The following is a 23,592-nucleotide window of genomic DNA, read 5'->3' on the forward strand; positions in this document are numbered from 1 at the left end:
GATATGTACGGTACCAGGACAAGGTAGCCAAAGAGGAAGAAGAAAGACAAATACAGCTGGGACTGGAAGGGTAGTGTTTAAGCCCCCTTTTAGGGGGCTGTGTCAAAGCCACCTGCTATGCAGGTGGCTTTTTACTTTCGCCACACTCTCGTTGTCTTTTGCGATACTCTGAAAAAGGTAAAATGCCTCTCAGACACATAAGAAACATCGCAAACAGGGAACGCATGGAAATTTTCTTCACGATACTCATCATGACCCTTGTGGTCTCGCTGTCCGGGGTATTCACGCGTGTATTACCCTTCCAACTCCCCTTACCCCTTATGCAAATTGCCATTGGCGCTCTGCTGGCGTGGCCGACGTTCGGTTTGCATGTGGAATTTGACCCCGAACTGTTTCTGGTTCTGTTTATCCCGCCGTTGTTGTTCGCCGATGGCTGGAAGACGCCAACCCGTGAATTTCTTGAACACGGGCGCGAGATTTTCGGTCTGGCGCTGGCGTTGGTGCTGGTTACGGTCGTCGGCATTGGTTTTCTGATCTACTGGCTGGTGCCGGGGATCCCGCTGATTCCGGCCTTTGCACTGGCGGCCGTGTTGTCGCCAACCGATGCGGTCGCGCTTTCCGGTATTGTCGGTGAAGGCCGGATCCCGAAGAAAATTATGGGCATCCTGCAAGGTGAGGCGTTGATGAACGACGCCTCCGGCCTGGTGTCACTGAAATTTGCCGTTGCCGTGGCGATGGGCACGATGGTGTTTACCGTCGGCGGCGCGACGGTGGAATTCTTAAAAGTGGCGATAGGCGGTATTCTGGCGGGCTTTGTGGTCAGTTGGTTGTACGGTCGCTCACTGCGTTTTCTCAGCCGCTGGGGCGGCGATGAACCGGCGACACAAATCGTCCTGCTGTTCCTGCTGCCGTTCGCATCCTATCTGATCGCGGAACACATTGGCGTCTCTGGTATCCTTGCCGCTGTAGCGGCCGGTATGACTATCACCCGTTCCGGCGTGATGCGCCGTGCGCCGCTGGCGATGCGTCTGCGTGCGAACAGTACCTGGGCGATGCTTGAGTTTGTGTTTAACGGCATGGTCTTTTTGCTGTTGGGTCTGCAACTGCCGGGGATTCTTGAATCGTCGCTGGTGGCGGCGGAGGCCGATCCAAACGTTGAAATCTGGATGTTGTTTACCGACATCATTCTGATTTATGTGGCGCTGATGCTGGTGCGTTTTGGCTGGCTGTGGACGATGAAAAACTTCAGCCAACGTTTCCTGAAAAAGAGACCGATGGAGTTTGGTTCCTGGACGACACGCGAGATTTTGATCGCCTCGTTCGCCGGGGTACGCGGGGCGATTACGTTAGCAGGTGTACTCTCCATCCCGCTGCTGTTGCCGGATGGCAACGTCTTCCCGGCGCGTTATGAGCTGGTCTTCCTGGCCGCGGGCGTGATCCTGTTCTCGCTGTTTGTGGGTGTGGTGATGCTGCCTATCCTGCTGCAACATATTGAGGTGGCTGACCATTCTCAGCAGCAAAAAGAGGAACGGATTGCCCGCGCTGCCACGGCAGAAGTGGCGATTGTCGCGATCCAGAAAATGGAGGAGCGCCTGGCGGCGGATGCTGAAGAGAACATCGATAATCAGCTACTGACAGAGGTGAGTTCTCGTGTCATCGGTAACCTGCGCCGACGTGCTGACGGGCGCAATGATGTCGAGAGTTCGCTTCAGGAAGAGAATCTGGAACGCCGCTTCCGCCTTGCGGCGCTGCGTTCTGAACGGGCGGAACTCTACCATCTGCGCGCCACCCGTGAAATCAGCAATGAGACCTTGCAGAAACTGCTGCACGATCTGGATTTGCTGGAAGCATTGCTCATCGAGAATCAATAACACCCACGTGCTGCCTGATGGCGCTACGCTTATCAGGCCTGTGGTTTGTGCATTTGTAGGCCGGATAAGGCGTCAGCCGTCATCCGGCAATTTAGTTCCATAGCCTGATGACGCTACGCTTATCAGGCCTACGGTTCGTGCTTTTGTAGGCCGGATAAGGCGTCAGCCGTCATCCGGTAATTTAGTTTCATAGCCTGATGACGCTACGCTTATCAGGCCTACGCTTCGTGCATTTGTAGGCCGGATAAGGCGCCAGCCGTCATCCGGTAATTTAGTTTCATAGCCTGATGACGCTACGCTTATCAGGCCTACGCTTCGTGCATTTGTAGGCCGGATAAGGCGTCAGCCGTCATCCGGCGGTGCGATGTTATTGGTCAACGGCGGGTAACCAAAAGCCTTCGCAACAGGCCAGCCACGCTTTAGCACTGTGTGAGAGATAGACCCCTTCGCGCCAAATCATGCCTAACTCCCAGCGCAATTCGCTCTCCAGCGGGATCCAGCGGAGCGTATTTTTATCCAGCCGCTCGCAAATCGGCTCCGGCAGAATGGCAATGCCAACCCCCGCCTGCACCATAGCAGCAAGAAAATCCCACTGCCCGCTACGCACCGCGATACGCGGCTTGACGTCATGTTCGCTGAACAACTGCATGAGCTGACGACTCAGTGCGAAATCTTCGTTGTAGATCAGCAATGGATGCCCGGCCAGCGCTTGCGGCGAGACGGAGTCGCATTGCAACCACTGCCCAGAACGGGGCACCAGCACGCAGAGCGGGTGGCTGAACAGCGGTAGCGTTGCAAGTCCGCTCTCTTCCTCTACCGGCAGGGCAGTCATCGCCACATCCAGTTCGCCATTTATGACCGCCTGTTGAACCGTCAGACCGCCAAATTCAGAAACTTTAAGTTCCACGCCGGGGTAACGCTGGCGAAACAGGCCGATCGGTCCGGCCATCAGCGTCCCTACCATCGGCGGTATGCCGAGGCGCAACAGTCCTTTATTGAGATGATTGATGTCGCTCAGTTCGGCTTCCAGTTGACGAAATTCGGCCAGAATCGCCAGCCCGCGCTCGAAGACGACCCGGCCCGTATCGGTCAGCAGGAGCTTGCGGCCATCGCGGAGCAGTAGCGTACAGTTGAGTTCGTCTTCCAGATTTTTCAACATTTTGCTGATGGTTGGCTGGGTGACAAAGAGTTTCTCCGCCGCGCGGGTGAAGCTCTGCTGGCGCACCACTTCGACAAAATAACGCAGCGTTCTGATATCCATGAGTATTCCTTCCGACTATGCCTGTAATGATTTTAATTCATTTCAGTCATCGGCGGTGGCTCTCTATACTGGCGCTCCCTATTATTTTTCAGGATGTTCCCTCATGGCTGTGGCGATTAGCCGCGTTACGCCTGCCGTTATGCAACGGCTCCAGATACCGGTTCAGGTACTGCTGTATGCAGGTTTGTTTATCGTTGCGCAATATCTTGTTTCCTGGCTGCATCTCCCGCTACCGGCCAATCTGGTGGGCATGATGCTGATGCTGGCGCTGATTGTGTGCCGTATCCTTCCGCTGAGCTGGGTTCGCGCTGGCGCACGCTGGCTGTTGGCGGAAATGCTGTTGTTCTTCGTGCCCGCTGTCGTAGCGGTGGTGAATTACGCTCATCTGCTGCTGGTCGACGGCTGGCGGATTTTCTCGGTAATCGCCATCAGTACGCTGATGGTGCTGGGTGCGACGGCGTGGGTGGTTGATAAAGTCTATCGCTATGAAATCAGCAGGTTAAATCGTGACTAACCTCCAGCTCAGCGTTCTCTGCCTGGCGATCACGCTGGTCATCTATTTCGCCAATAAACGTCTGTATCGCCGTTTTCGCAAACTGCCGCTGATGCCGCTGGTTCTCACGCCTGCGCTACTGGTATTGATGCTGGTGTTCGGTCACATCTCCTGGCAGAGCTACATTGGTGAATCACACTGGTTGCTGTGGCTGCTGGGGCCGGCGACGATCGCTTTCGCGGTGCCGGTTTACGACAATTTCGCCATTATCAAACGTCACTGGATGTCGCTTACCGCGGGCGTAGTGACGGCGACCATTGTTGCGGTCACCAGTTCAGTGTGGCTGGCCCGCTTATTTACCTTGTCGGATGAAATTCAGCGCAGTCTGGCGGTGCGTTCAGTGACTACGCCATTTGCCCTGGCGGCGGCCGAACCGCTGGGTGGACAACCGGATCTGGTGGCGCTGTTTGTGGTAGTGACTGGCGTGTTTGGCATGGCGGTAGGCGATGCGCTGTTTCTGCGTCTGTCGATTCGCGAAGGAATGGCGAAAGGGGCAGGGTTTGGTGCGGCCTCGCATGGAGCGGGAACGGCGCGTTCTTATGAACTCGGTCAACAGGAAGGGGTGGTAGCCAGCCTGGTAATGATGCTTTCCGGCGTGGTGATGGTACTGGTTGCACCGTTGGTGGCGAGGGTTATGTTCTGATTTTTCGGTTGGCGATATTCTTACTTTTTCTCACGCCTTATACTGACGATTAACTTTAATCACCATGTAAGGATACTAAGCGTGAAATATTTGTGGCTATCAGCCCTTCTGTTCAGTTATACCGCTTTAGCCTATTGTCCCGATGAAGACCAACAGGTGACCTTTCAGGGAACATTGACCCAGGAGACCCGGCCTGGCCCGCCAAACTATGAAAGCATCAAGGATGGTGATGAAGCGATAACTTATGATTATCTTAAGCTGGATCAACCGCTTGAATGTGATGTTGGTGGTGAGAGTGAGAGCGTACCGCTAGTGCAGCTTATTTTGATGGGCAAAAATAAGCCAGGATACGCCGATCTGGCTCCTCTTTTAGGGAAAGAGGTTATGCTGAACGGAAAAACGATGTATGCCCAGTTTGGTCGTCACTATACACCCGTTCTTCTCATACTTGATGACGTGAAAACGGCTAGCTCGCTTACCACGCCAGAAGATAAGAAGAGCGCACTCATTCAGTTCCAACAGTTTCAGCAGGTGTTGCGCGAGAAAAATGTTGCTGCGCTGAAATCGTATTTTGTATTCCCGTTCCCGGGGGATCTTTGGGATTTTATACCTTACAATGACGCGAAAGTTTCTGTGACGGATCAGCTTACTGAGGCGGAGTTTGATAAAAATGGCTCATTGATTATTGATGGGTTACAGATGCTGAGCGATCTTGATGTTAACCCTGGATCGTTGTCGATAAAAGAGTACCGGATTAACGCGCTTTCAGCACAAGAGCAGAGTAGGAAATATTTTCCTGGTGATGAAGATGGTGAGTTTTATTATGAGGAAAATGGTCAGCGTCACAGGGTGAACGGAACTTGCGATACAGTTGCCAGCGGGGAATTTGATGAGGGTGTTTTATCTGTTTCGATAGGTACAATTGCCAATGAGCAACTGCCAGGGCTTTCAGAATATTGTGATGGTGCTACATCATATTTGTTTAAGTTAATTGATGGAAAACTTCGTTTGGTGAGTAGTTTTAGCGCGGGATAACACCCTATATTACGTTGTACTACTTTGGAAATAAAAAATAAGGATGTTAAGTGAACATACTCAATGAGTTACTGATGGGTTGGAAAAGTGGTGTTATGGGGAGATTAAAGTTTTTTCTCTATAGCATTGGGATTACCTTTATTATGCTATCTACAGGATTGCTTTCAATTATATATAATCATAATTTATTCGTACTTTTTCTCTTTTGTGTAGTGGTTTTTTTAGGTTATTACTGCATTGTTTTAATCGCCATGAAACGATATCGGGAGTTGGTTCCTTTTCCATTCATCAGTGTGGTTATTCACTTTGGAGCATGGTCGCTGGCAATTGGGGAGGATTGGCAGTGGCTAAATTTGGTGTGCGGGATTATTTTCTTGTTTCTAATGGTCGCTCCTGCTCGTCGCTTTATAAACGATGAGAACCCCTCATAAATGACAGAAAATCTCCCCGACCTGCACGGCCGGGGAGATTAGCATATTAATGCGCGCGGCCTTGTTCTACACCGTAGCCCGTCTGGGAACGGATAAACTGGGCGCGGAACTGTTCGCGTTCACGATTCCCTTCTGCCGAGTTATCGGTCGCAGAGAAGAACCAGATCCCGAGGAAGGCCACGCTGATGGAGAACAGCGCCGGGTATTCATACGGGAAGATAGCCTTTTCATGACCGAGAATCTGGACCCAAATGGTTGGGCCGAGGATCATCAGCACCACGGCGGTTAGCAGACCTAACCAGCCGCCCATCATGGCGCCACGCGTGGTCAGCTTCGACCAGTACATGGACAGCAGGATGATCGGGAAGTTACAGCTTGCCGCGATAGCAAACGCCAGCCCCACCATGAAGGCGATGTTCTGATTCTCGAACAGCACGCCGAGAATAATGGCGATGACGCCCAGCACCAGCACGGTAATTTTTGATACCCGCAACTCTTCACGTTCTGTCGCCCCTTTACGGAACACGTTGGCGTAGAGATCGTGAGAAACGGCGGATGCGCCCGCCAGCGTCAGACCGGCGACCACAGCCAGAATCGTGGCGAACGCCACGGCGGAAATAAAGCCGAGGAACAGGTTGCCGCCCACCGCATTCGCCAGGTGTACCGCCGCCATGTTGTTGCCGCCAATCAGCGCGCCCGCTGCGTCTTTATACGCCGGATTTGCGCCAACCAGCATGATTGCGCCAAAGCCGATGATAAAGGTCAGGATGTAGAAGTAACCCATAAAACCGGTGGCATAGAACACGCTCTTACGCGCTTCGCGGGCATCGCTGACCGTGAAGAAACGCATCAGGATGTGCGGCAAACCTGCGGTGCCAAACATCAGGCCGAGACCCAGCGAAAGCGCGGAGATCGGATCTTTCACCAGCCCGCCAGGGCTCATGATTGCCGCGCCTTTCGGGTGAACCGCCATCGCTTCGGTAAACAGGTTATTGAAGCTAAAGCCGACGTGCTTCATCACCATAAAGGCCATAAAACTGGCGCCGAACAGCAGTAACACGGCTTTGATGATCTGCACCCATGTGGTCGCCAGCATGCCGCCGAACAGCACGTACATCATCATCAGTACGCCGACCAGCACCACGGCGACGTGGTAGTTCAGGCCGAACAGCAGCTCAATCAATTTACCCGCGCCCACCATCTGGGCAATCAGATAGAGTGCGACGACCACCAGTGAACCGCAGGCTGACAGAATGCGGATCGGCCCCTGTTTAAGGCGATAGGAAGCCACATCGGCGAAGGTATAGCGCCCGAGGTTACGCAGACGCTCGGCGATCAGGAACAGAATAATCGGCCAGCCCACCAGAAAGCCCAGCGAGTAGATTAAGCCGTCGTATCCGGAGGTGAACACCAGGGCGGAAATTCCGAGGAACGACGCCGCAGACATGTAATCGCCCGCAATCGCCAGACCGTTCTGGAAACCGGTGATATTGCCGCCTGCCGTGTAGTAGTCGCTACGAGAACGCACGCGTTTTGACGCCCAGTACGTAATGCCGAGCGTAAACACGACGAAAATCAGGAACATCACAATCGCCTGCCAGTTGGTTGGCTGGCGTTGCACTGCGCCGCTAATGGCATCCGCCGCGTTGGCCGCGAAGGGTAGTGTGGCGGCAAGCGCCGTCAGGACTCTCTTCATGATGCATTAACCTCACGCAATACCGCGTTATTAAGACGGTCGAATTCGCCGTTCGCCCGCCAGATATAAATACCGGTCAGAATAAAGGAGATCAGAATGACTCCCACGCCAATCGGAATACCTCGGGTGACGCTGGTACCCTCATGAAGCGGGGTTCCCAACCAGCCAGGCGCAAAGGCAATGAGCAGAATAAAGCTGATATAAACCACCAGCATGATAATTGACAGAATCGTGGCAAACCGTTGCCTTTTTTCGACTAACTCCCTGAAACGCGCACTGTCTTCTATCCGCTGATAAATGGTGTCATTCATCACAGAGTCTCCAGAGGCCCCTTGCGTCTTTCGCGTTACAGGCACGACCTGACTCTGTCGCAGTCCTGTAATACGAAATCCTTGGGGGAGGTTGTTATATTTTCCCTCCCAATAAAGAGAGGGTAGGGTCAGAACCTGTAGGCCCGATAAGCAGAGCGCCATCGGGCATTGTTAAGGCTATGGTTATGAAGGCATCGCGATGGCCTGCTTCTCTTCGAGCAGTTTCTCTACGACGCCCGGATCGGCGAGGGTCGAGGTATCGCCCAGATTGCTGGTATCGCCTGCAGCGATCTTGCGCAAAATACGGCGCATGATTTTGCCGGAACGGGTTTTTGGCAGAGAGTCCGTCCAGTGCAGCACGTCTGGCGTCGCCAGCGGGCCAATCTCTTTACGTACCCAGTTGCGCACTTCGGCGTACAGTTCCGGTGAGGGTTCTTCACCGTGATTCAGCGTCACATAGGCGTAAATCGCCTGGCCCTTGATGTTGTGAGGGATGCCGACCACTGCCGCTTCCGCGATTTTCGGATGCGCCACCAGCGCAGATTCGATCTCTGCCGTGCCCAGACGGTGACCGGAGACGTTCAGCACATCATCCACACGACCGGTGATCCAGTAGTAACCGTCTTCATCACGGCGTGCGCCGTCGCCGCTGAAATACATATTCTTGAAGGTTGAGAAATAGGTCTGCTCAAAGCGTTCGTGATCGCCAAACAACGTACGCGCCTGACCCGGCCAGGAGTCGGTGATTACCAGATTGCCTTCGGTTGCCCCTTCCTGCGGGTTGCCTTCGTTATCCACCAGCGCGGGCTGCACGCCGAAGAACGGGCGGGTTGCGGAACCAGCTTTCAGTTCGGTCGCGCCGGGCAGCGGGGTGATCATGAAGCCGCCGGTTTCGGTCTGCCACCAGGTATCCACCACCGGACATTTTTCGTTACCGATCTTCTTCCAGTACCACTCCCACGCTTCCGGGTTGATGGGTTCACCCACCGATCCCAGAATGCGCAGCGAGGCGCGGCTGGTGCCTTCGATCGCCTTATCGCCTTCGGCCATCAGGGCGCGAATTGCCGTAGGCGCGGTATAGAGAATGTTGACCTTATGCTTGTCCACTACCTGGCTCATACGCGCCGGGGTTGGCCAGTTTGGTACGCCTTCAAACATCAACGTAGTGGCGCCGCAGGCGAGTGGACCATATAACAGATAGCTGTGCCCGGTGACCCAGCCCACGTCGGCGGTACACCAGTAAATATCGCCCGGATGATAGTCAAACACATACTTAAAGGTGGTCGCGGCATACACCAGATAGCCGCCGGTGGTGTGCAGCACGCCCTTCGGTTTACCGGTGGAGCCGGAGGTATAGAGGATGAACAGCGGATCTTCGGCATTCATCTCTGCGGGTTGATGTTCAGCACTGGCTTTTTCAATCAGACTGCTCCACCAGAGGTCGCGGCCTTCCTGCCATTCGATGTTGCCGCCGGTGCGCTTGAGCACAATCACATGTTCGATGGTTTTCACGTTCGGGTTTTTCAGCGCATCGTCGACGTTTTTCTTCAGTGGAATGTTGCGGCCCGCCCGCACGCCCTCGTCGGCAGTGATCACCAGCTTTGAGCTGGAGTCAATAATGCGTCCGGCCACCGCTTCCGGCGAAAATCCGCCAAAAATCACCGAATGCACAGCGCCAATGCGCGCACAGGCCAGCATCGCGACAGCGGCTTCCGGTACCATCGGCATATAGATAGCCACCACATCGCCTTTTTTAATGCCCAGATCCTGCAAGGTATTGGCGAAACGGCAGACATCGCGATGCAGTTCACGATACGTGATGTGCTTGCTCTGTGAGGCGTCATCGCCTTCCCAGATGATGGCGGTGCGATCGCCATTTTCTTGCAGGTGACGGTCAAGACAGTTCGCCGCCAGGTTCAGCGTACCATCCTCGTACCATTTAATGGACACATTGCCTGGCGCGAAAGAGGTGTTCTTCACTTTCTGGTACGGCGTGATCCAGTCAAGAATTTTTCCCTGCTCGCCCCAGAAGGTATCTGGATCGTTAATAGATTGTTGGTACTTCGCTTCATACTGCTCCGGATTTATCAGGCAACGATCCGCAATGTTTGCGGGAATAGCGTGTTTATGTATTTGGCTCATGGCTTTTGTTCTCCTTGTAGAATGTTAATAATATGTCTCATAAACGTTAAATGTAGGGACTTTGACAGTTTTGTTTAGCTTTTGCGCGACAGATCACGCAATAAGGGAACTGTGTAAATAAGCGGCAATACGTTTTTTGAAGGAAACCAACAAAAGTTGCTTAAATCTTTGGGGAACAGGGGGTTATGTTAAGTTTTAATGCAAGGAGAGCAGGGGTAAAAAACGCGAAAGGGTAGAGGGAAAATCACTTCACTAACTCTAAAGTGGTATTTTACATACACTTACAATTGATTAAAGACAACATTTTATGTGTGGTTTTTTGTTACATCTGGATAAGAGCAATGTCATGGCGGTTATGTGCGGTTATCGTCATGGACAGAATAAAAAAGAACCGTCATTGAACGCAATGGCGCAATCTGGATGGGACCTCTATGGGAAGGATTACACTACGCGCACGCCGTTTCTTCAGCCTGATCGTACCGCTATTTTTCATTTCTGCGGTTTACGCTGAGCAAACGCCCGAACCCGCAAAAACCGTTACCGTTGAAGCGAAGAATGACGTCTTCGCTCCTCAGCATCCCGATCAATACCTCTCCTGGAAAGCCACCTCGGAGCAATCAACGCGTGAAGACGCGCTGGCTGAAGATCCGCGTCTGGTGATCCTCTGGGCGGGATACCCCTTCTCCCGCGATTACAACAAACCGCGAGGACACGCCTATGCGGTGACCGACGTCCGCGAAACGCTACGTACCGGCGCACCGAAAAATGCCGAAGATGGCCCATTGCCGATGGCCTGCTGGAGCTGTAAAAGCCCGGACGTGGCGCGTCTGATCCAAAAAGAGGGTGAAGATGGATACTTCCACGGTAAATGGGCGCGCGGCGGCCCGGAAATCGTCAACAACTTAGGCTGTGGCGATTGCCATAACACGGCGTCTCCTGACTTTGCGAAAGGCAAACCTGAGCTGACGCTGTCTCGGCCTTACGCCGAGCGTGCGATGGAAACCATTGGCAAACCGTTCGATAAAGCCAGCCGTTTCGATCAGCAGTCGATGGTGTGTGGACAGTGCCACGTGGAGTACTACTTTGACGGCAAAAACAAAGCCGTTAAGTTCCCGTGGGATGAGGGGATGAAAGTCGAGAACATGGAGAAATACTATGACGCCATTGCGTTCTCCGACTGGACCAACTCACTGTCAAAAACGCCGATGCTGAAAGCGCAGCACCCGGAATATGAAACCTGGAGCACGGGTATCCACGGCAAAAACAACGTGACCTGTATCGATTGTCATATGCCGAAGGTGCAAAACGCCGAAGGTAAACTCTATACCGATCATAAGATTGGCAATCCGTTCGACAACTTCCCGCAGACCTGTGCGAACTGCCATACCCAGGACAAAGCGACCCTGCAAAATGTGGTGGCTGAGCGTAAAAAGGCCATTAGCGAGCTGAAAATCAAAGTGGAAGATCAATTGGTTCATGCCCATTTTGAAGCGAAAGCCGCCTGGGATGCGGGTGCGACGGAAGCGGAAATGAAGCCGATTCTGGAAGATATCCGCCATGCGCAATGGCGCTGGGATCTGTCGATCGCCTCTCACGGTATCCATATGCATGCCCCGGAAGAAGGTCTGCGGATGCTGGGCAGTGCGATGGATAAAGCGGCGGATGCCCGGACAAAACTGGCGCGCCTGCTGGCAACCAAAGGCATAACCCATGAAATAGCCATTCCGGATATTTCCACCAAAGAGAAAGCCCAGGCAGCCATTGGTCTGAACATGCAGCAGATTAACGCTGAGAAGCAGGAGTTCATCAAAACGGTGATTCCGCAGTGGGAAGACCAGGCGCGTAAAAACGGTCTGTTAAGCCAATAACCTCATATGTGACAAATTTGCCGGATGACAGCGCAAGCGCTTTATCCGGCCTACGGAAGTCTTGTAGGCCGGACAAGCGTAGCGCCATCAGGCATTATGCAACGGAGTGAATATGAGCGTATTACGTTCGTTATTAACTGCTGGGGTGCTGGCGTCAGGTCTGTTATGGAGCCTGAGTGGGTTCACTGCCACGCCAACACCGCAGGAGTCTGAACGCTGGACGGTCACCCAACAGCGTAGCCCGGACGCCGCGTGTCTGGACTGTCATAAGCCGGATACCGAAGGGATGCATGGTAAACATGCGTCCGTCACCAATCCGAATAACCAACTGCCGATCACCTGTACCAACTGTCACGGCCACCCGTCGCCTCAGCATCGCGAAGGGGTGAAGGATGTGATGCGCTTTAACGAGCCGATGTACAACGTGGAGCAGCAGAACAGCGTCTGTCTGTCCTGTCACCTGCCTGAGCAGTTGCAAAAAGCATTCTGGCCGCACGATGTCCACGTGACAAAAGTGGCCTGCGCCAGTTGTCACTCGCTGCATCCGAAGCAAGACACGATGCAGACGTTAAGCGATAAAGGACGGATTAAGATTTGCGTCGATTGCCACAGCGATCAGCGTAACAATCCGAACTTTAACCCGGCGTCTGTTCCTTTGCTTAAGGAGCATCCATGAGTTGCTCTCGTCGCCAGTTCATCACCGGCGTCGGCGCGCTGGTGGCCGTCAGCGGTACTGCAGGACGCGTGGTGGCGAAAACGTTGAATATCAACGGGGTGCGGTATGGCATGGTGCATGATGAGTCTTTGTGCATCGGCTGTACCGCCTGTATGGATGCCTGTCGGGAAGTCAACAATGTACCGGAGGGTGTGTCACGTCTGACGATCATTCGCAGCGAACCGCAGGGCGCGTTTCCGGATGTGAAATATCGCTTCTTCCGCCATTCGTGCCAGCACTGCGATCACGCGCCGTGTGTGGATGTCTGTCCGACCGGCGCATCGTATCGCGATACCGCCAATGGCATTGTGGATGTGAATCCGGATCTCTGCGTCGGCTGCCAGTATTGCATCGCCGCCTGTCCGTACCGTGTGCGTTTTATCCATCCGGTGAGCAAAACTGCGGATAAGTGCGATTTCTGCCGCAAAACCAATCTGAAAGCCGGTAAGCTGCCCGCGTGTGTGGAGTCATGTCCAACGAAGGCGCTGACGTTTGGCAATCTGGACGATCCCAACAGCGATATTTCCCGGCTGTTGCGGGAGAAAACGACTTATCGCTACAAGCTGGCGCTGGGAACAAAACCGAAGGTCTACCGCGTTCCCTTTAAATTTGGCGAGGTGAGCCAATGACAAACGCATCTGCTTTCCACTTTGAATCGCTGGTGTGGGACTGGCCCATCGCCATCTACCTGTTTCTGATCGGTATTTCAGCCGGGCTGGTGACGCTGGCGATTCTACTGCGTCGTTTCCATCCGGAGGCGGGTGGGGCGGACAGTACCCTGCTGCGTACTACGCTGGTGGTGGGGCCGGGGGCGATTATTCTCGGTCTGCTGATTCTGGTTTTCCACCTGACGCGTCCCTGGACCTTCTGGAAACTGATGTTCCACTACAGCATGACGTCGGTCATGTCGATGGGGGTCATGCTGTTCCAGCTTTATATGGTCGTACTGATCCTGTGGCTGGCGAAAATCTTTGAAAAAGAGCTTATTGTCCTGCAACAGCGTTGGTTTCCACGTCTCGGGCTGGTGCAGAAAGTCCTGACGATGCTGACGCCGTTCCACCGTGGACTTGAAACGCTGATGCTGGTGCTGGCCGTGCTGCTGGGGGCGTACACCGGCTTTCTGCTGTCGGCGTTGAAATCCTACCCGTTCCTGAATAACCCGATTCTGCCGGTGCTGTTTCTGTTTTCCGGGATCTCATCCGGTGCTGCCGTGGCGCTTATCGCGATGGCTCTTCGGCAGCGGGGGAATCCGCACAGTACGGAGGCGCATTTTGTACACCGTATGGAAACCCCGGTGGTGTGGCTGGAAATCTTCCTGCTGGCCGCATTCTTTGTTGGGTTAGCGCTGGGCGATGACGGCAAAATGCGCGCGCTGTCGGCGGCGTTGGGCGGTGGATTCTGGACCTGGTGGTTCTGGCTTGGCGTGGCAGGGCTGGGATTACTTGTTCCAATGCTGCTCAAACCCTGGGCCAGTCGCCATTCCACCTTTCACGGTGTGCTGGCGGTGTGTGGTGCCAGCCTGACTGGCGTACTGTTACTGCGCTTTTTCATTCTCTATGCAGGACAGCTAACCGTAGCGTAAGGTGATTTCTGGACGTTCTCCTTCCTGAAGCCGGTTTTCTGGCGCTGTTACTCAGTCTCGGGGTCAGCCTGTTGACCCCGATCGCCGTGCTGACAGGTATTCGGCGGCGCTGGCAGGGCGTGATGCGCCTGGCGAGTGTGGGCGTTTGGGGGCAATTTGCTTTCCTGCTGCTCGCTTTCATCATTCTGGTGTTCTGCTTTCTGACCAGCGACTTCTCGGTCATCTATGTGGCGCAACACAGCCATAGCCTGTTGTCATGGGGACTCAAACTGGCGGCGGTGTGGGGCGGGCATGAAGGTTCACTGCTGCTGTGGGTGCTGTTTTTGTCCGGCTGGAGTGCGCTGTTTGCCTGGTGCTACCGCCATGAGTCTGATTCCCTGTTTCCGCTCACGCTCACTGTACTCTCGGTTATCACGGCGTTATTGCTGCTGTTTGTGGTGGTATGGTCCGATCCGTTTGTCCGCATCTTTCCCCCAGCCATAGAAGGGCGCGATCTCAACCCGATGTTGCAACATCTGGGGCTGATTCTGCATCCGCCATTACTGTATCTGGGTTACGGTGGATTGATGGTCGCGGCAGGCGTGGCGCTGGCCTCGCTGCTGCAAGGGACATTCACCAAAACCACCGCCTGGGTATGCTGGCGCTGGGCGCTGCCCGGCTGGTGTGCGCTGACGCTCGGCATCATTCTTGGCTCCTGGTGGGCCTATTGTGAGCTGGGCTGGGGCGGCTGGTGGTTCTGGGACCCAGTTGAAAACGCCTCTTTATTACCCTGGCTTTCCGCCAGCGCGCTGCTGCACAGCCTGTACGTGTCGCGTGAGCGCGGCATGTTCCGCCACTGGTCGCTGTTGCTGGCGATTGTCACCCTAATCCTCTCTTTGTTAGGAACATTGATTGTCCGCTCTGGCATTCTCGTTTCCGTACATGCTTTTGCGCTGGATAACGTCCGCGCCGTGCCGTTGTTTGCGTTATTTGCCACCCTGAGCCTGGCTGCGCTCGGTCTTTACGGCTGGCGAGCGCGGGAGCATCCACAGACGCTGCGGTTGGGTGGAAAGTCGCGTGAGTTACTGATTCTGGCTGCACTTTTGCTGTTTTGCGCGGTGCTGCTGGTTGTACTGATGGGGACGCTGTACCCGATGGTCTACGGCCTGCTGGGGTGGGGAAAACTCTCCGTGGGGGCGCCTTATTTCAACCGCGCCACGCTGCCGTTTGGTCTGCTGATGCTGGCAGTGATTATTATCACCCTGGTGAAAAACCGGAGCGGATCGCTACGGCGCACGCTTCCGGCACTATTGGCGCATACCGGCGTGCTGGTCTTCGCGGCAGGCATCGTTGTCTCCAGCGGCAGTCGTCAGGAGATCAGTCTGAATTTGAGTGCAGGCCAACGGGTTGAACTGGCAGGGTATACCTTCCGCTTTGAACGGCTGGATCTTGCCGCGAAAGGAAACTACACCACTGAAAAGGCGCTTATTTCGCTGTGGCAGGGCGAAAAACGGATTGGCAGCCTGACGCCGGAACGACGCTTTTACCCGGCACGCCGCCAGCAGATGATGGAACCGGGTATTCGCTGGAGTCTGCTGCACGACTGGTATGCGGTGATGGGGGAAAAAACCGGACAGGATCGGTATGCCATGCGGCTGTACGTACAGAGCGGCGTGCGCTGGATATGGGGCGGCGGACTGCTAATGATTGCCGGGGCGTTACTCAGTGGCTGGCGAGGGAGAAAGCGTGATGCGTAATCCGCGGGAATTTTTGCCGGATGGCGGCGTACGGTTTAAGCACGGCGTAGGCCTGATAAGCGCAGCGCCATCAGGCACAATAATTGCGTTTATCTTACTGCTTGTTATCTCTTTTACAGCCCGCGCCCAGGTTGTGGATACCTGGGTTTTTGACAATCCGCAGCAGCAGGAAAAGGCGTTGTCCATTGCCAGCCAGTTACGCTGTCCGCAGTGCCAGAACCAAAACTTGCTGGAATCCAATGCGCCGGTGGCGGTCAGTATGCGTCACCAGGTTTACACCATGGTGGCGGAAGGAAAAAGCGAAGCCGAAATCACCGCATGGATGACCGAACGCTATGGTGATTTTGTCCGTTATAACCCGCCGCTGACTGCGCAAACGTTCGTACTGTGGGCGCTGCCGTGCCTGTTGCTCCTGCTGACAGGCGGGATTTTGTGGCGTGTGGCCAGGCGAAAAGGGGGGAGCGATGAGGCATCCTGAACCGTTACGTCCTGTCCCCGTCAAACGACTGGCACTGGCCGTGGTGCTGATGATCATCGCCTGCCTCTGTGGTTATCTGCTGTCGCCAAAATGGCAGGCTGTGCGTCACGAACTAACGCGACGAGCCGATCCGCTTTATGAATTTGCACAAACACCAACGGTTGAAGCTCAGTTGTTGGCGCTGCAAAAGCAGATCCGCGCCAATCCGCAGGACAGTGAAAAGTGGGCGCTGCTCGGTGAATATTACCTGTGGCGTAACGATTACGATAATGCGCTGCTGGCGTATCGTCAGGCGCTGCGTCTGCGTGGAGAGAATGCCGAGATCTACTCAGCGTTAGCGACAGTACTCTATTACCAGGCCGGGCAGCATATGACGCCGCCGACGCGAGAGATGATTGATAAGGCTCTGGCGCTGGATGCCTCGGAGGTCACGGCATTGATGCTTCTGGCCTCGGATGCATTTTTGCAGGCGAATTACCCACAAGCGATTTCACAGTGGCAAAAAGTCCTTGATTCGAACTCGCAACGGGTCAATCGCGCGCAGGTCATTGATGCTATCAATATGGCGAAACTGCTGCAGAATCGACAGAAATAATTTTCTTTTTTTGTGATTTTAGCCGTGATTGCTGAATAAAAAACAGGCAAATGAACGTTTTGAGAAAAATAATTCACGATAGTTATAATTCAAAAACTGTGATTTAAAAATCTTTCCATAACAAATAGTTATTCATAATAATCGCCATAAATTCGCGTTATTATGCATTTTTTAATCGTAAAGCCCCGTTCTTAGAGGGTTGCGCAATGCGCCCTGCAAATGGTACTGATTATACACCCGTCATACTTCAAGCTGTAGGTATGTTGGCGCTCCTCGCTCACCCCACTCACTTACTGATGTAAGCGCCTGGGGATTCGCTGCGTCGCCGCCTTCCTGCAACGCGAATGATTCAGGGCGTAAGCGTTAATAAAATCGATAAACCAACGCAACACAATTCATACCCTTTCAGTATGTAACTGTTCCTGTGCTTTTTGCAGGAATGGCGTTCCATTGAGGAAGTCCGTCGTTATGAAAAGTTTTAAACTCAGTCTGGCCTGGCAGATCCTGATTGCCATGGTGCTGGGCATTCTACTCGGCAGTTATCTGCATTATCACAGCGACAGCCGCGAGTGGCTGATTGCAAACCTGCTCTCTCCGGCAGGGGATATTTTTATCCATCTGATTAAAATGATCGTGGTGCCGATTGTCATCTCCACGCTGATTGTCGGGATTGCCGGGGTTGGCGATGCGAAACAGTTGGGCCGTATCGGCGCGAAAACCATTATCTATTTCGAAGTGATCACAACCATCGCCATTATCCTCGGGATTACGCTGGCGAATGTGTTCCAGCCAGGCTCCGGCATTGACATGTCGCAACTGGCAACGGTGGATATTTCGAAATATCAAAATACAACGGCAGAAGTACAGAGCCACGCGCATGGCCTGATGGGGACGATTCTGTCGCTGGTGCCGACTAACGTCGTCGCATCGATGGCAAAAGGTGAGATGCTGCCAATCATCTTCTTCTCGGTACTGTTTGGCCTGGGGCTTTCCTCGCTGCCTGCATCGCACCGTGAACCGCTGGTCACTGTCTTCCGCTCCATTTCTGAAACCATGTTTAAAGTCACCCACATGGTGATGCGCTACGCGCCGGTCGGTGTGTTCGCGCTGATTGCCGTGACGGTGGCGAACTTTGGTTTTGCCTCCCTGTGGCCGCTGGCGAAGCTGGTGCTACTGGTTCATTTCGCGATCCTGTTCTTCGCGCTGGTGGTGCTGGGTATCGTTGCACGTCTTTGCGGGCTGAGCGTCTGGATCCTGATTCGTATCCTGAAAGACGAATTGATTCTGGCGTACTCCACTGCCAGCTCCGAGAGCGTTTTGCCGCGTATCATCGAGAAGATGGAAGCGTATGGCGCGCCGGCGTCGATCACCAGTTTCGTGGTACCGACGGGCTACTCCTTTAACCTCGATGGTTCCACGCTGTACCAGAGTATTGCAGCGATCTTTATCGCGCAGTTGTACGGCATTGACTTGTCGCTGTGGCAGGAAATCGTGCTGGTACTGACATTAATGGTCACCTCGAAAGGGATTGCGGGCGTGCCGGGCGTCTCTTTTGTTGTGTTACTGGCGACGCTGGGCAGCGTGGGGATCCCACTGGAAGGTCTGGCCTTTATTGCCGGTGTTGACCGTATTCTCGATATGGCGCGTACGGCGCTGAATGTGGTGGGGAATGCGCTGGCGGTACTGGTTATTGCCAAGTGGGAACATAAATTTGACCGTAAAAAAGCGCTGGCCTATGAGCGTGAAGTGCTGGGCAAATTCGATAAAACGGCACAGTAACGGTTAATGCGTTGCCGGATGGCGCTTCGCTTATCCGGCCTACACATCCTTTGTAGGCCTGATAAGACGCGGAGCGTCGCCATCAGGCAATCCAGTTCACTCATTTGTCAATTGATCAAACTCTTCACAGCCGGTATCGAATCCTTCGGTACAGCTCAAATTTAGCCAGTGCAACGCCTTCTGTTTATTCTTCTCAATAAAGCCTTTTTCGCCGTTGAGAAATATCATTCCCGCCCAGTATTCCGAATAGCCGGTACGAGAAATTGCGGAGCTGCGTTTGAAATACCAGGTCGCTTTGTCGTCGTCTGCCGGAATCCCGACGCCGTTCGCGTAAATCAGACCAAGCAACATTTGAGCGTCTACGGCGACATCGCTCTCCAGATTTTCAGAGGCGTTTTGCAGCAGTGAAATGGCTTTGGCGTAATCAGGTTTACCGGCCTGGGTATTGACCAGAATCCGCGCCAGGGTGATTTCTCCCGCTTTGCTTCCGGCCTGGGCCGCCTTTTCAGCCAGTGTTTTCGCTTCGGGATAATCCAGACTCACCGGATTAGTGATTTTGATTTGCGCCAGCAACGCGCAGGCATCCGCATCGCCATTATCCGCGGATTTCTGTGCCCAATATTCGGCTTTGCTCAAATCGCCGGAGCTGAACCAGCTATCAGCAAGAAAATATTGCGCGCGTCTGTCACCTGCCTCTGCTGCCTGTAAATACTGGCTTCCTGGTTCAGGAGTGGCAGCATGGGCAAAGAATGTCATAAATAACATCAATGCAAAAAGTGATTTCATTTTTAAATTTTATATAAGGTACGGAACGGATAGTATAAAGAGATCGTATGGATAAAAAAACAGCCTCCGGGCGGAGGCTGTTGAGGCTCAATGTTGTGGTTAACCCATTGCGGTTTCGCGCAGACGGGTTTTCAACGCATTGTATTCATTAATCACGTACTGCTCGGCAGCGGACTGGTCGGCGATGGGCTCGACACGCACGGCGCAATACTTGTACTCCGGCGTTTTGGTTATCGGGCTTAAGTTCTCCGTCACCAGTTCGTTACAGGCGCCAATCCACCACTGGTAAGTCATATAAATCGCCCCTTTGTTCGGGCGATCGCTGACCTGCGCACGGGTGATAATTTTGCCTTTACGCGAGTGAACCCAAACCAGCGCTTCATCTTCAATGCCCAGACGCGCGGCGTCGGCCGTGTTGATTTGCGCATAGCCGGGTTCGTCCGCCAGCGCAGCCAGAGCCGCACAGTTACCGGTCATTGAACGACAGGAGTAGTGGCCGACTTCACGCACCGTAGACAGCACCATCGGGTACTCTTCGGTCAGTTTGTCGATCGGCGCAACCCAGTCACAGGTGAAGAACTGCGCCATACCGTTCGGGGTATCAAACTTCTCTTTAAACAGGTAAGAGGTTCCCTGATCGGCATCCGACGTGTCGCGGCAAGGCCACTGGATATAGCCCAGTTCGCCCATCTTCTCGTAAGTCGCACCGTAGAAATCCGGGCACAGATGACGCAACTCATCCCAGATCTCCTGGGTGTTGTTGTAGTGCATCGGATAGCCCATCCGGGTGGCGATCTCACTGATGATTTGCCAGTCGGTTTTCAGATCCCACTTCGGCTCAACGGCTTTAAAGAAGCGCTGGAAGCCACGGTCCGCTGCGGTAAAGACCCCTTCATGCTCGCCCCAGGAGGTCGACGGTAAAATCACATCCGCCGCTGACGCGGTTTTGGTCATGAAGATGTCCTGCACGATGACCAGTTCCAGATCCTCAAAGCCCTTACGTACCGCAGAGAGTTCCGCGTCAGTTTGCAGCGGATCTTCCCCCATGATGTACGCAGCGCGCACTTCGCCATGCGCGGCACGGTGCGGCAATTCGCTGATGCGATAGCCAGTGTGTGCAGGCAGGCTGTCCACGCCCCAGGCTTTGGCGAATTTTTCGCGGTTAGCCGGATCTTTCACATACTGATAGCCAGGATAGGTATCCGGCAGCGCGCCCATATCGCACGCGCCCTGAACGTTGTTCTGGCCGCGTACCGGGTTCACGCCGACGCTCGGTTTACCGAGGTTACCGGTCAGCATTGCGAGGCTGGTGAGCGAACGCACGGTTTCGACACCCTGATAGAACTGGGTAACGCCCATTCCCCAGAGGATCGTTGCGCTTTTCGCACTGGCGTACATCCGCGCCGCCTGGCGAATATCACTGGCGCTGATACCGGTGATGTCCTCAACGGATTCTGGCGTATAGCCTTCGACAATCTTACGGTACTCTTCAAAACCTTCCGTACGTGCGGCGACAAACGCCTGGTCGTACAGGTTTTCTTCAATAATGACATGCCCAATGGCGTTCAACAGCGCGATGTTCGAGCCGTTTCGCAACGCGATGTGCATGTCGGCAATGCGCGCAGTTTCAATTTTGCGCGGATCGCAGACGATAATTTTCGCCCCGTTCCGTTTCGCGTTAATCACATGATTCGCCACGATAGGGTGGGAATCCGCCGGGTTGTACCCGAAGATAAACACGAGATCGGTGTTATCAATTTCGTTAATCGCATTACTCATTGCGCCGTTACCGACCGACTGGTGCAGACCTGCAACCGAAGGGCCGTGTCAGACGCGAGCGCAGCAGTCAACGTTATTGGTACCAATAACGGCGCGCGCAAATTTTTGCATAATATAGTTGGTTTCATTCCCGGTACCGCGTGACGAGCCGGTCGTCTGGATCGCATCCGGGCCGTACTTCGCTTTGATGGCGCTCAGGCGTTCGGCGACGTAGTTCAGCGCTTCATCCCAGGAAACAGATTCCAGTTTGCCGCCACGCTGGCGACGGATCATAGGGGTTTTCAGGCGCGGGGTCAGGATCTGGGTATCGTTAATAAAATCCCAGCCGTAATAGCCCTTCAGACACAGGGTACCCTGATTGGTTTTCCCCTGCGCCGCCTCAGCCCGGACGATTTTGCCGTTATCGACCACCAGGTTGATTTTGCAACCTGATGCGCAATACGGGCAAACCGTGACGACTTTTTTCATCGGTTTCGCTCCAGTTAATCAAATCGCGTATACACGCTTGTCGCCCTGAGTATGCATCTTTTATGCCACATTTAAATTGGGGGCTCTCCCTGATATTACGGGCGATTTTTGGTCAAAACCCTGACGAAAAACAGGCTGTCGTCATATTTGACGTGACGAATCTGCGCGAATGACAACGAATTGGTGTGGCCGCGGGGCCGGGGTTATGTTTCCCGCATTAGGCGAGGCGTATTTCATGTTGCACCTGTTTGAGTTAGCGCAGGTGCTGCGTCAGAAGGGGATAAAAAACGAGATTGCGCCAGTGTTGCCGCGCCCTGCGCGCCGTTGAAGGCGGAAGACGAAGCGGTGATGAAACGCACTGCCTGATACGGCAGTGGACGGCGCAGGTATTTTTGGATCAGGGTAATCAGTGTTTCTCGTGGGAAGGCGTGCATATCCATCACGCCGCCACCCAGAATCACCGCATCGGGATCGAACAGATTTATGCTGGTGGCAATTGCCCGGGCTGCACTTTCCAGTAGATTCTGGACGAATGGCTCCGTGCTTGCATGAACAAATAATTCACTTAGCGCGTAATCCCGGGGCTGTTGTTCGTACCAGCGTTTTAGTGCCAGCCCGGAGCAGACCGTTTCCAGGCATCCTGGGTTGCCGCAGGCGCAGCGTTGCGCCATATCGCCCTGGGGTATATGACCCAACTCGCCTGCCACACCGTGCGCTCCGGTCCAGGGGGCACCGTTCATCCATACCGCGAAACCCATGCCAGTGCCGAGATAGGCTGCCAGAACCTGTTGCTGCGTGAGACGATTTTCCGCCACATCCCAGGACAGTTGTAGGTTAACATCGCGAGAAAATTCCACCGGGCAGCCCAGTGCGTCTTCCAGCTTACCCGCGAGCCCCTGCAACTCCTCCTGCGTCAATGGCAGATTAGGGGAGGAAATAATAGTACGCTTATCTTTGCCAACCAGCGCAGGAAAGCCCATGACCAGTCCTCGACAATGTGCCTGAACGTGTTTAAGTTGCTCGTCAATCATTCCGGTGATACCTGCTGCCACACCGGAAGCTATCACTTCCGCAGTTCGTTTTTTTTCGCAGTAGAGGGTTTCCCCCTCTGCTGTCCGCAGGCAAAAACGGATATGGGTTGCCCCCATATCAACGCCCGCCACAACGTTACGCTGTTTTTGCATGAGGCTGTACCTCGTTTTTTGCCGACAGGATCTGCGCCATCATGATTTTCCATGCGTCGTCGATATTCTCCGCATGGTTGAATAATCCGGAGGTGCCGACAATAAAGACATCCGCGCCAGCTGCCATAAGTTTTTCGTAGGTTGCCTGGTTGCAGGAACCATCGACCTCGATTTCGTATTCCAGGTTCTGACGTTCGCGCCACGCCCTGAGTTCGGCAATTTTATCGAGCATTTCAGGAATGAACGGCTGTCCGGCGAAGCCGGGATCCACCGTCATGACCGTAATTTTGTCGGCCTTATGAATATAGTATTTCATCGCATCAATGGACGTTTCCGGGTTGAGAATCAACCCCACTTTCATGCCATGAAGACGGATTTCGTCGATCAGTCGAAACGCCTGGCCGTTGATCGTTTCTGGATGCAGGGTGATGAAATCCGCGCCAGCGATCGCCAGTTGACCAATATAATCCTGTGGGCGAGTGACCATCAGATGGCAGTCGAGCGGTTTACTCGCCAGTTTTTTAACCTGGCTTACAAAGAATGGTGAAAGAGTCAGGTTTGGCACAAAGTGACCATCCATAATATCGATGTGAAAGTAATCCGCATGACTGTCGATAAATTCGATCTGTTCTTTAAACTTCAACAGATCCATACACATTAAAGAGGGGGAGATTTTCAT

Annotated in this window: 19 protein-coding genes and 2 pseudogenes; 13 read left to right on the forward strand and 8 right to left on the reverse strand. The window is 53.9% G+C overall.

Going from position 1 to position 23,592, the window contains the following annotated elements; translation table 11 throughout:
* Both WB371_RS23885 and WB371_RS19415 read left to right on the forward strand, forming a co-directional pair.
* Window positions 1-68: pseudogene (locus tag WB371_RS23885) on the forward strand (IS200/IS605 family transposase); the annotation flags it as partial.
* A 156-nt stretch (window positions 69-224) separates the two neighbouring features.
* Window positions 225-1,871 (forward strand): Na+/H+ antiporter, encoded by a 1,647-nt coding sequence (locus WB371_RS19415; RefSeq protein ID WP_336221678.1) that lies wholly within the window; start codon window positions 225-227, stop codon window positions 1,869-1,871.
* A gap of 367 nt (window positions 1,872-2,238) precedes the next feature.
* Here WB371_RS19415 and WB371_RS19420 read toward each other — a convergent pair whose 3' ends face one another.
* Entirely contained in the window at window positions 2,239-3,132 is an 894-nt protein-coding gene (locus tag WB371_RS19420; RefSeq protein WP_336221679.1) for a LysR family transcriptional regulator, read from the reverse strand.
* A 103-nt stretch (window positions 3,133-3,235) separates the two neighbouring features.
* On the opposite strand from WB371_RS19420, the gene WB371_RS19425 reads away from it, so the two are divergent.
* The 4 genes from WB371_RS19425 (at window position 3,236) to WB371_RS19440 (ending at window position 5,794) form a co-directional block, all read left to right on the forward strand.
* The gene (locus WB371_RS19425; RefSeq protein WP_336221680.1) at window positions 3,236-3,646 is read left to right on the forward strand and encodes a CidA/LrgA family protein; all 411 of its coding nucleotides are present in this window, start codon (window positions 3,236-3,238) and stop codon (window positions 3,644-3,646) included.
* On the forward strand, window positions 3,639-4,328 hold the full coding sequence (locus tag WB371_RS19430) for an LrgB family protein (protein WP_336221681.1): 690 nt from the start codon (window positions 3,639-3,641) through the stop codon (window positions 4,326-4,328). Before WB371_RS19425 ends, WB371_RS19430 begins: the two co-directional genes overlap by 8 nt.
* A gap of 81 nt (window positions 4,329-4,409) precedes the next feature.
* Complete coding sequence (locus tag WB371_RS19435) at window positions 4,410-5,363, forward strand: DUF4431 domain-containing protein (protein ID WP_336221682.1); 954 nt, start codon at window positions 4,410-4,412, stop codon at window positions 5,361-5,363.
* A 50-nt stretch (window positions 5,364-5,413) separates the two neighbouring features.
* Window positions 5,414-5,794 carry a hypothetical protein gene (locus tag WB371_RS19440; protein ID WP_336221683.1) on the forward strand — a complete coding sequence of 127 codons (381 nt, stop codon included), beginning with the start codon at window positions 5,414-5,416 and terminating at the stop codon, window positions 5,792-5,794.
* Window positions 5,795-5,840: 46 nt separating this feature from the next.
* Here WB371_RS19440 and actP read toward each other — a convergent pair whose 3' ends face one another.
* The 3 genes from actP to acs form a co-directional block, all read right to left on the reverse strand.
* Window positions 5,841-7,490: a cation/acetate symporter ActP gene (actP, locus tag WB371_RS19445; RefSeq protein WP_336221684.1), complete on the reverse strand. Its 1,650-nt coding sequence runs from the start codon at window positions 7,488-7,490 to the stop codon at window positions 5,841-5,843.
* A complete protein-coding gene (locus tag WB371_RS19450; RefSeq protein WP_336221686.1) occupies window positions 7,487-7,801 on the reverse strand; it encodes a DUF485 domain-containing protein in 315 nt (104 codons plus the stop codon). The genes actP and WB371_RS19450 overlap by 4 nt, the downstream gene beginning before the upstream one ends.
* Window positions 7,802-7,984: 183 nt before the next feature.
* On the reverse strand, window positions 7,985-9,943 hold the full coding sequence (gene acs, locus WB371_RS19455) for an acetate--CoA ligase (protein ID WP_336221687.1): 1,959 nt from the start codon (window positions 9,941-9,943) through the stop codon (window positions 7,985-7,987).
* A 431-nt stretch (window positions 9,944-10,374) separates the two neighbouring features.
* Between acs and nrfA the strand changes: the two genes are divergently transcribed.
* The 7 genes and pseudogenes from nrfA (at window position 10,375) to gltP (ending at window position 18,696) form a co-directional block, all read left to right on the forward strand.
* A complete protein-coding gene (nrfA, locus tag WB371_RS19460; RefSeq protein WP_336221688.1) occupies window positions 10,375-11,811 on the forward strand; it encodes an ammonia-forming nitrite reductase cytochrome c552 subunit in 1,437 nt (478 codons plus the stop codon).
* A 112-nt stretch (window positions 11,812-11,923) separates the two neighbouring features.
* A complete protein-coding gene (gene nrfB, locus WB371_RS19465; RefSeq protein ID WP_336221689.1) occupies window positions 11,924-12,487 on the forward strand; it encodes a cytochrome c nitrite reductase pentaheme subunit in 564 nt (187 codons plus the stop codon).
* Complete coding sequence (gene nrfC / locus WB371_RS19470; protein WP_336221690.1) at window positions 12,484-13,155, forward strand: cytochrome c nitrite reductase Fe-S protein; 672 nt, start codon at window positions 12,484-12,486, stop codon at window positions 13,153-13,155. Before nrfB ends, nrfC begins: the two co-directional genes overlap by 4 nt.
* A complete protein-coding gene (nrfD, locus tag WB371_RS19475; protein ID WP_336221691.1) occupies window positions 13,152-14,108 on the forward strand; it encodes a cytochrome c nitrite reductase subunit NrfD in 957 nt (318 codons plus the stop codon). The genes nrfC and nrfD overlap by 4 nt, the downstream gene beginning before the upstream one ends.
* Before the next feature lie 8 nt (window positions 14,109-14,116).
* Window positions 14,117-16,322: pseudogene (gene nrfF, locus WB371_RS19480) on the forward strand (heme lyase NrfEFG subunit NrfF).
* Window positions 16,309-16,917 (forward strand): heme lyase NrfEFG subunit NrfG, encoded by a 609-nt coding sequence (nrfG, locus tag WB371_RS19485; RefSeq protein ID WP_336221692.1) that lies wholly within the window; start codon window positions 16,309-16,311, stop codon window positions 16,915-16,917. Before nrfF ends, nrfG begins: the two are co-directional and overlap by 14 nt.
* A 468-nt stretch (window positions 16,918-17,385) precedes the next feature.
* Window positions 17,386-18,696, forward strand: a complete 1,311-nt coding sequence (gene gltP, locus WB371_RS19490) for a glutamate/aspartate:proton symporter GltP (RefSeq protein ID WP_336221693.1) — start codon at window positions 17,386-17,388, stop codon at window positions 18,694-18,696.
* Window positions 18,697-18,792: 96 nt separating this feature from the next.
* On the opposite strand, the gene yjcO is transcribed toward gltP, so the two are convergent.
* From yjcO to alsE, 4 genes are all read right to left on the reverse strand, one after another.
* Entirely contained in the window at window positions 18,793-19,482 is a 690-nt protein-coding gene (yjcO, locus tag WB371_RS19495; protein ID WP_336221694.1) for a Sel1 family TPR-like repeat protein YjcO, read from the reverse strand.
* A 99-nt stretch (window positions 19,483-19,581) separates the two neighbouring features.
* Window positions 19,582-21,729, reverse strand: a complete 2,148-nt coding sequence (gene fdhF, locus WB371_RS19500) for a formate dehydrogenase subunit alpha (protein WP_336221695.1) — start codon at window positions 21,727-21,729, stop codon at window positions 19,582-19,584.
* A gap of 233 nt (window positions 21,730-21,962) precedes the next feature.
* Window positions 21,963-22,913 (reverse strand): allose kinase, encoded by a 951-nt coding sequence (alsK, locus tag WB371_RS19505; RefSeq protein WP_336221696.1) that lies wholly within the window; start codon window positions 22,911-22,913, stop codon window positions 21,963-21,965.
* On the reverse strand, window positions 22,897-23,592 hold the full coding sequence (gene alsE / locus WB371_RS19510) for a D-allulose 6-phosphate 3-epimerase (RefSeq protein WP_336221697.1): 696 nt from the start codon (window positions 23,590-23,592) through the stop codon (window positions 22,897-22,899). Before alsE ends, alsK begins: the two co-directional genes overlap by 17 nt.

Origin of the sequence: Citrobacter amalonaticus, assembly GCF_037053465.1 — a bacterium.
Taxonomy (GTDB): domain Bacteria; phylum Pseudomonadota; class Gammaproteobacteria; order Enterobacterales; family Enterobacteriaceae; genus Citrobacter_A; species Citrobacter_A amalonaticus_H.

Coding starts and splice junctions, on each gene's coding strand:
- WB371_RS19415 (WP_336221678.1), top strand. CDS start 225: ATGGAAATTTTCTTCACGATACTCATCATGACCCTTGTGGTCTCGCTG.
- alsE (WP_336221697.1), bottom strand. CDS start 23,592: ATGAAAATCTCCCCCTCTTTAATGTGTATGGATCTGTTGAAGTTTAAA.
- yjcO (WP_336221694.1), bottom strand. CDS start 19,482: ATGAAATCACTTTTTGCATTGATGTTATTTATGACATTCTTTGCCCAT.
- acs (WP_336221687.1), bottom strand. CDS start 9,943: ATGAGCCAAATACATAAACACGCTATTCCCGCAAACATTGCGGATCGT.
- nrfG (WP_336221692.1), top strand. CDS start 16,309: ATGAGGCATCCTGAACCGTTACGTCCTGTCCCCGTCAAACGACTGGCA.
- WB371_RS19450 (WP_336221686.1), bottom strand. CDS start 7,801: ATGAATGACACCATTTATCAGCGGATAGAAGACAGTGCGCGTTTCAGG.
- WB371_RS19420 (WP_336221679.1), bottom strand. CDS start 3,132: ATGGATATCAGAACGCTGCGTTATTTTGTCGAAGTGGTGCGCCAGCAG.
- nrfC (WP_336221690.1), top strand. CDS start 12,484: ATGAGTTGCTCTCGTCGCCAGTTCATCACCGGCGTCGGCGCGCTGGTG.
- nrfD (WP_336221691.1), top strand. CDS start 13,152: ATGACAAACGCATCTGCTTTCCACTTTGAATCGCTGGTGTGGGACTGG.
- actP (WP_336221684.1), bottom strand. CDS start 7,490: ATGAAGAGAGTCCTGACGGCGCTTGCCGCCACACTACCCTTCGCGGCC.
- nrfB (WP_336221689.1), top strand. CDS start 11,924: ATGAGCGTATTACGTTCGTTATTAACTGCTGGGGTGCTGGCGTCAGGT.
- WB371_RS19425 (WP_336221680.1), top strand. CDS start 3,236: ATGGCTGTGGCGATTAGCCGCGTTACGCCTGCCGTTATGCAACGGCTC.
- nrfA (WP_336221688.1), top strand. CDS start 10,375: ATGGGAAGGATTACACTACGCGCACGCCGTTTCTTCAGCCTGATCGTA.
- gltP (WP_336221693.1), top strand. CDS start 17,386: ATGAAAAGTTTTAAACTCAGTCTGGCCTGGCAGATCCTGATTGCCATG.
- alsK (WP_336221696.1), bottom strand. CDS start 22,913: ATGCAAAAACAGCGTAACGTTGTGGCGGGCGTTGATATGGGGGCAACC.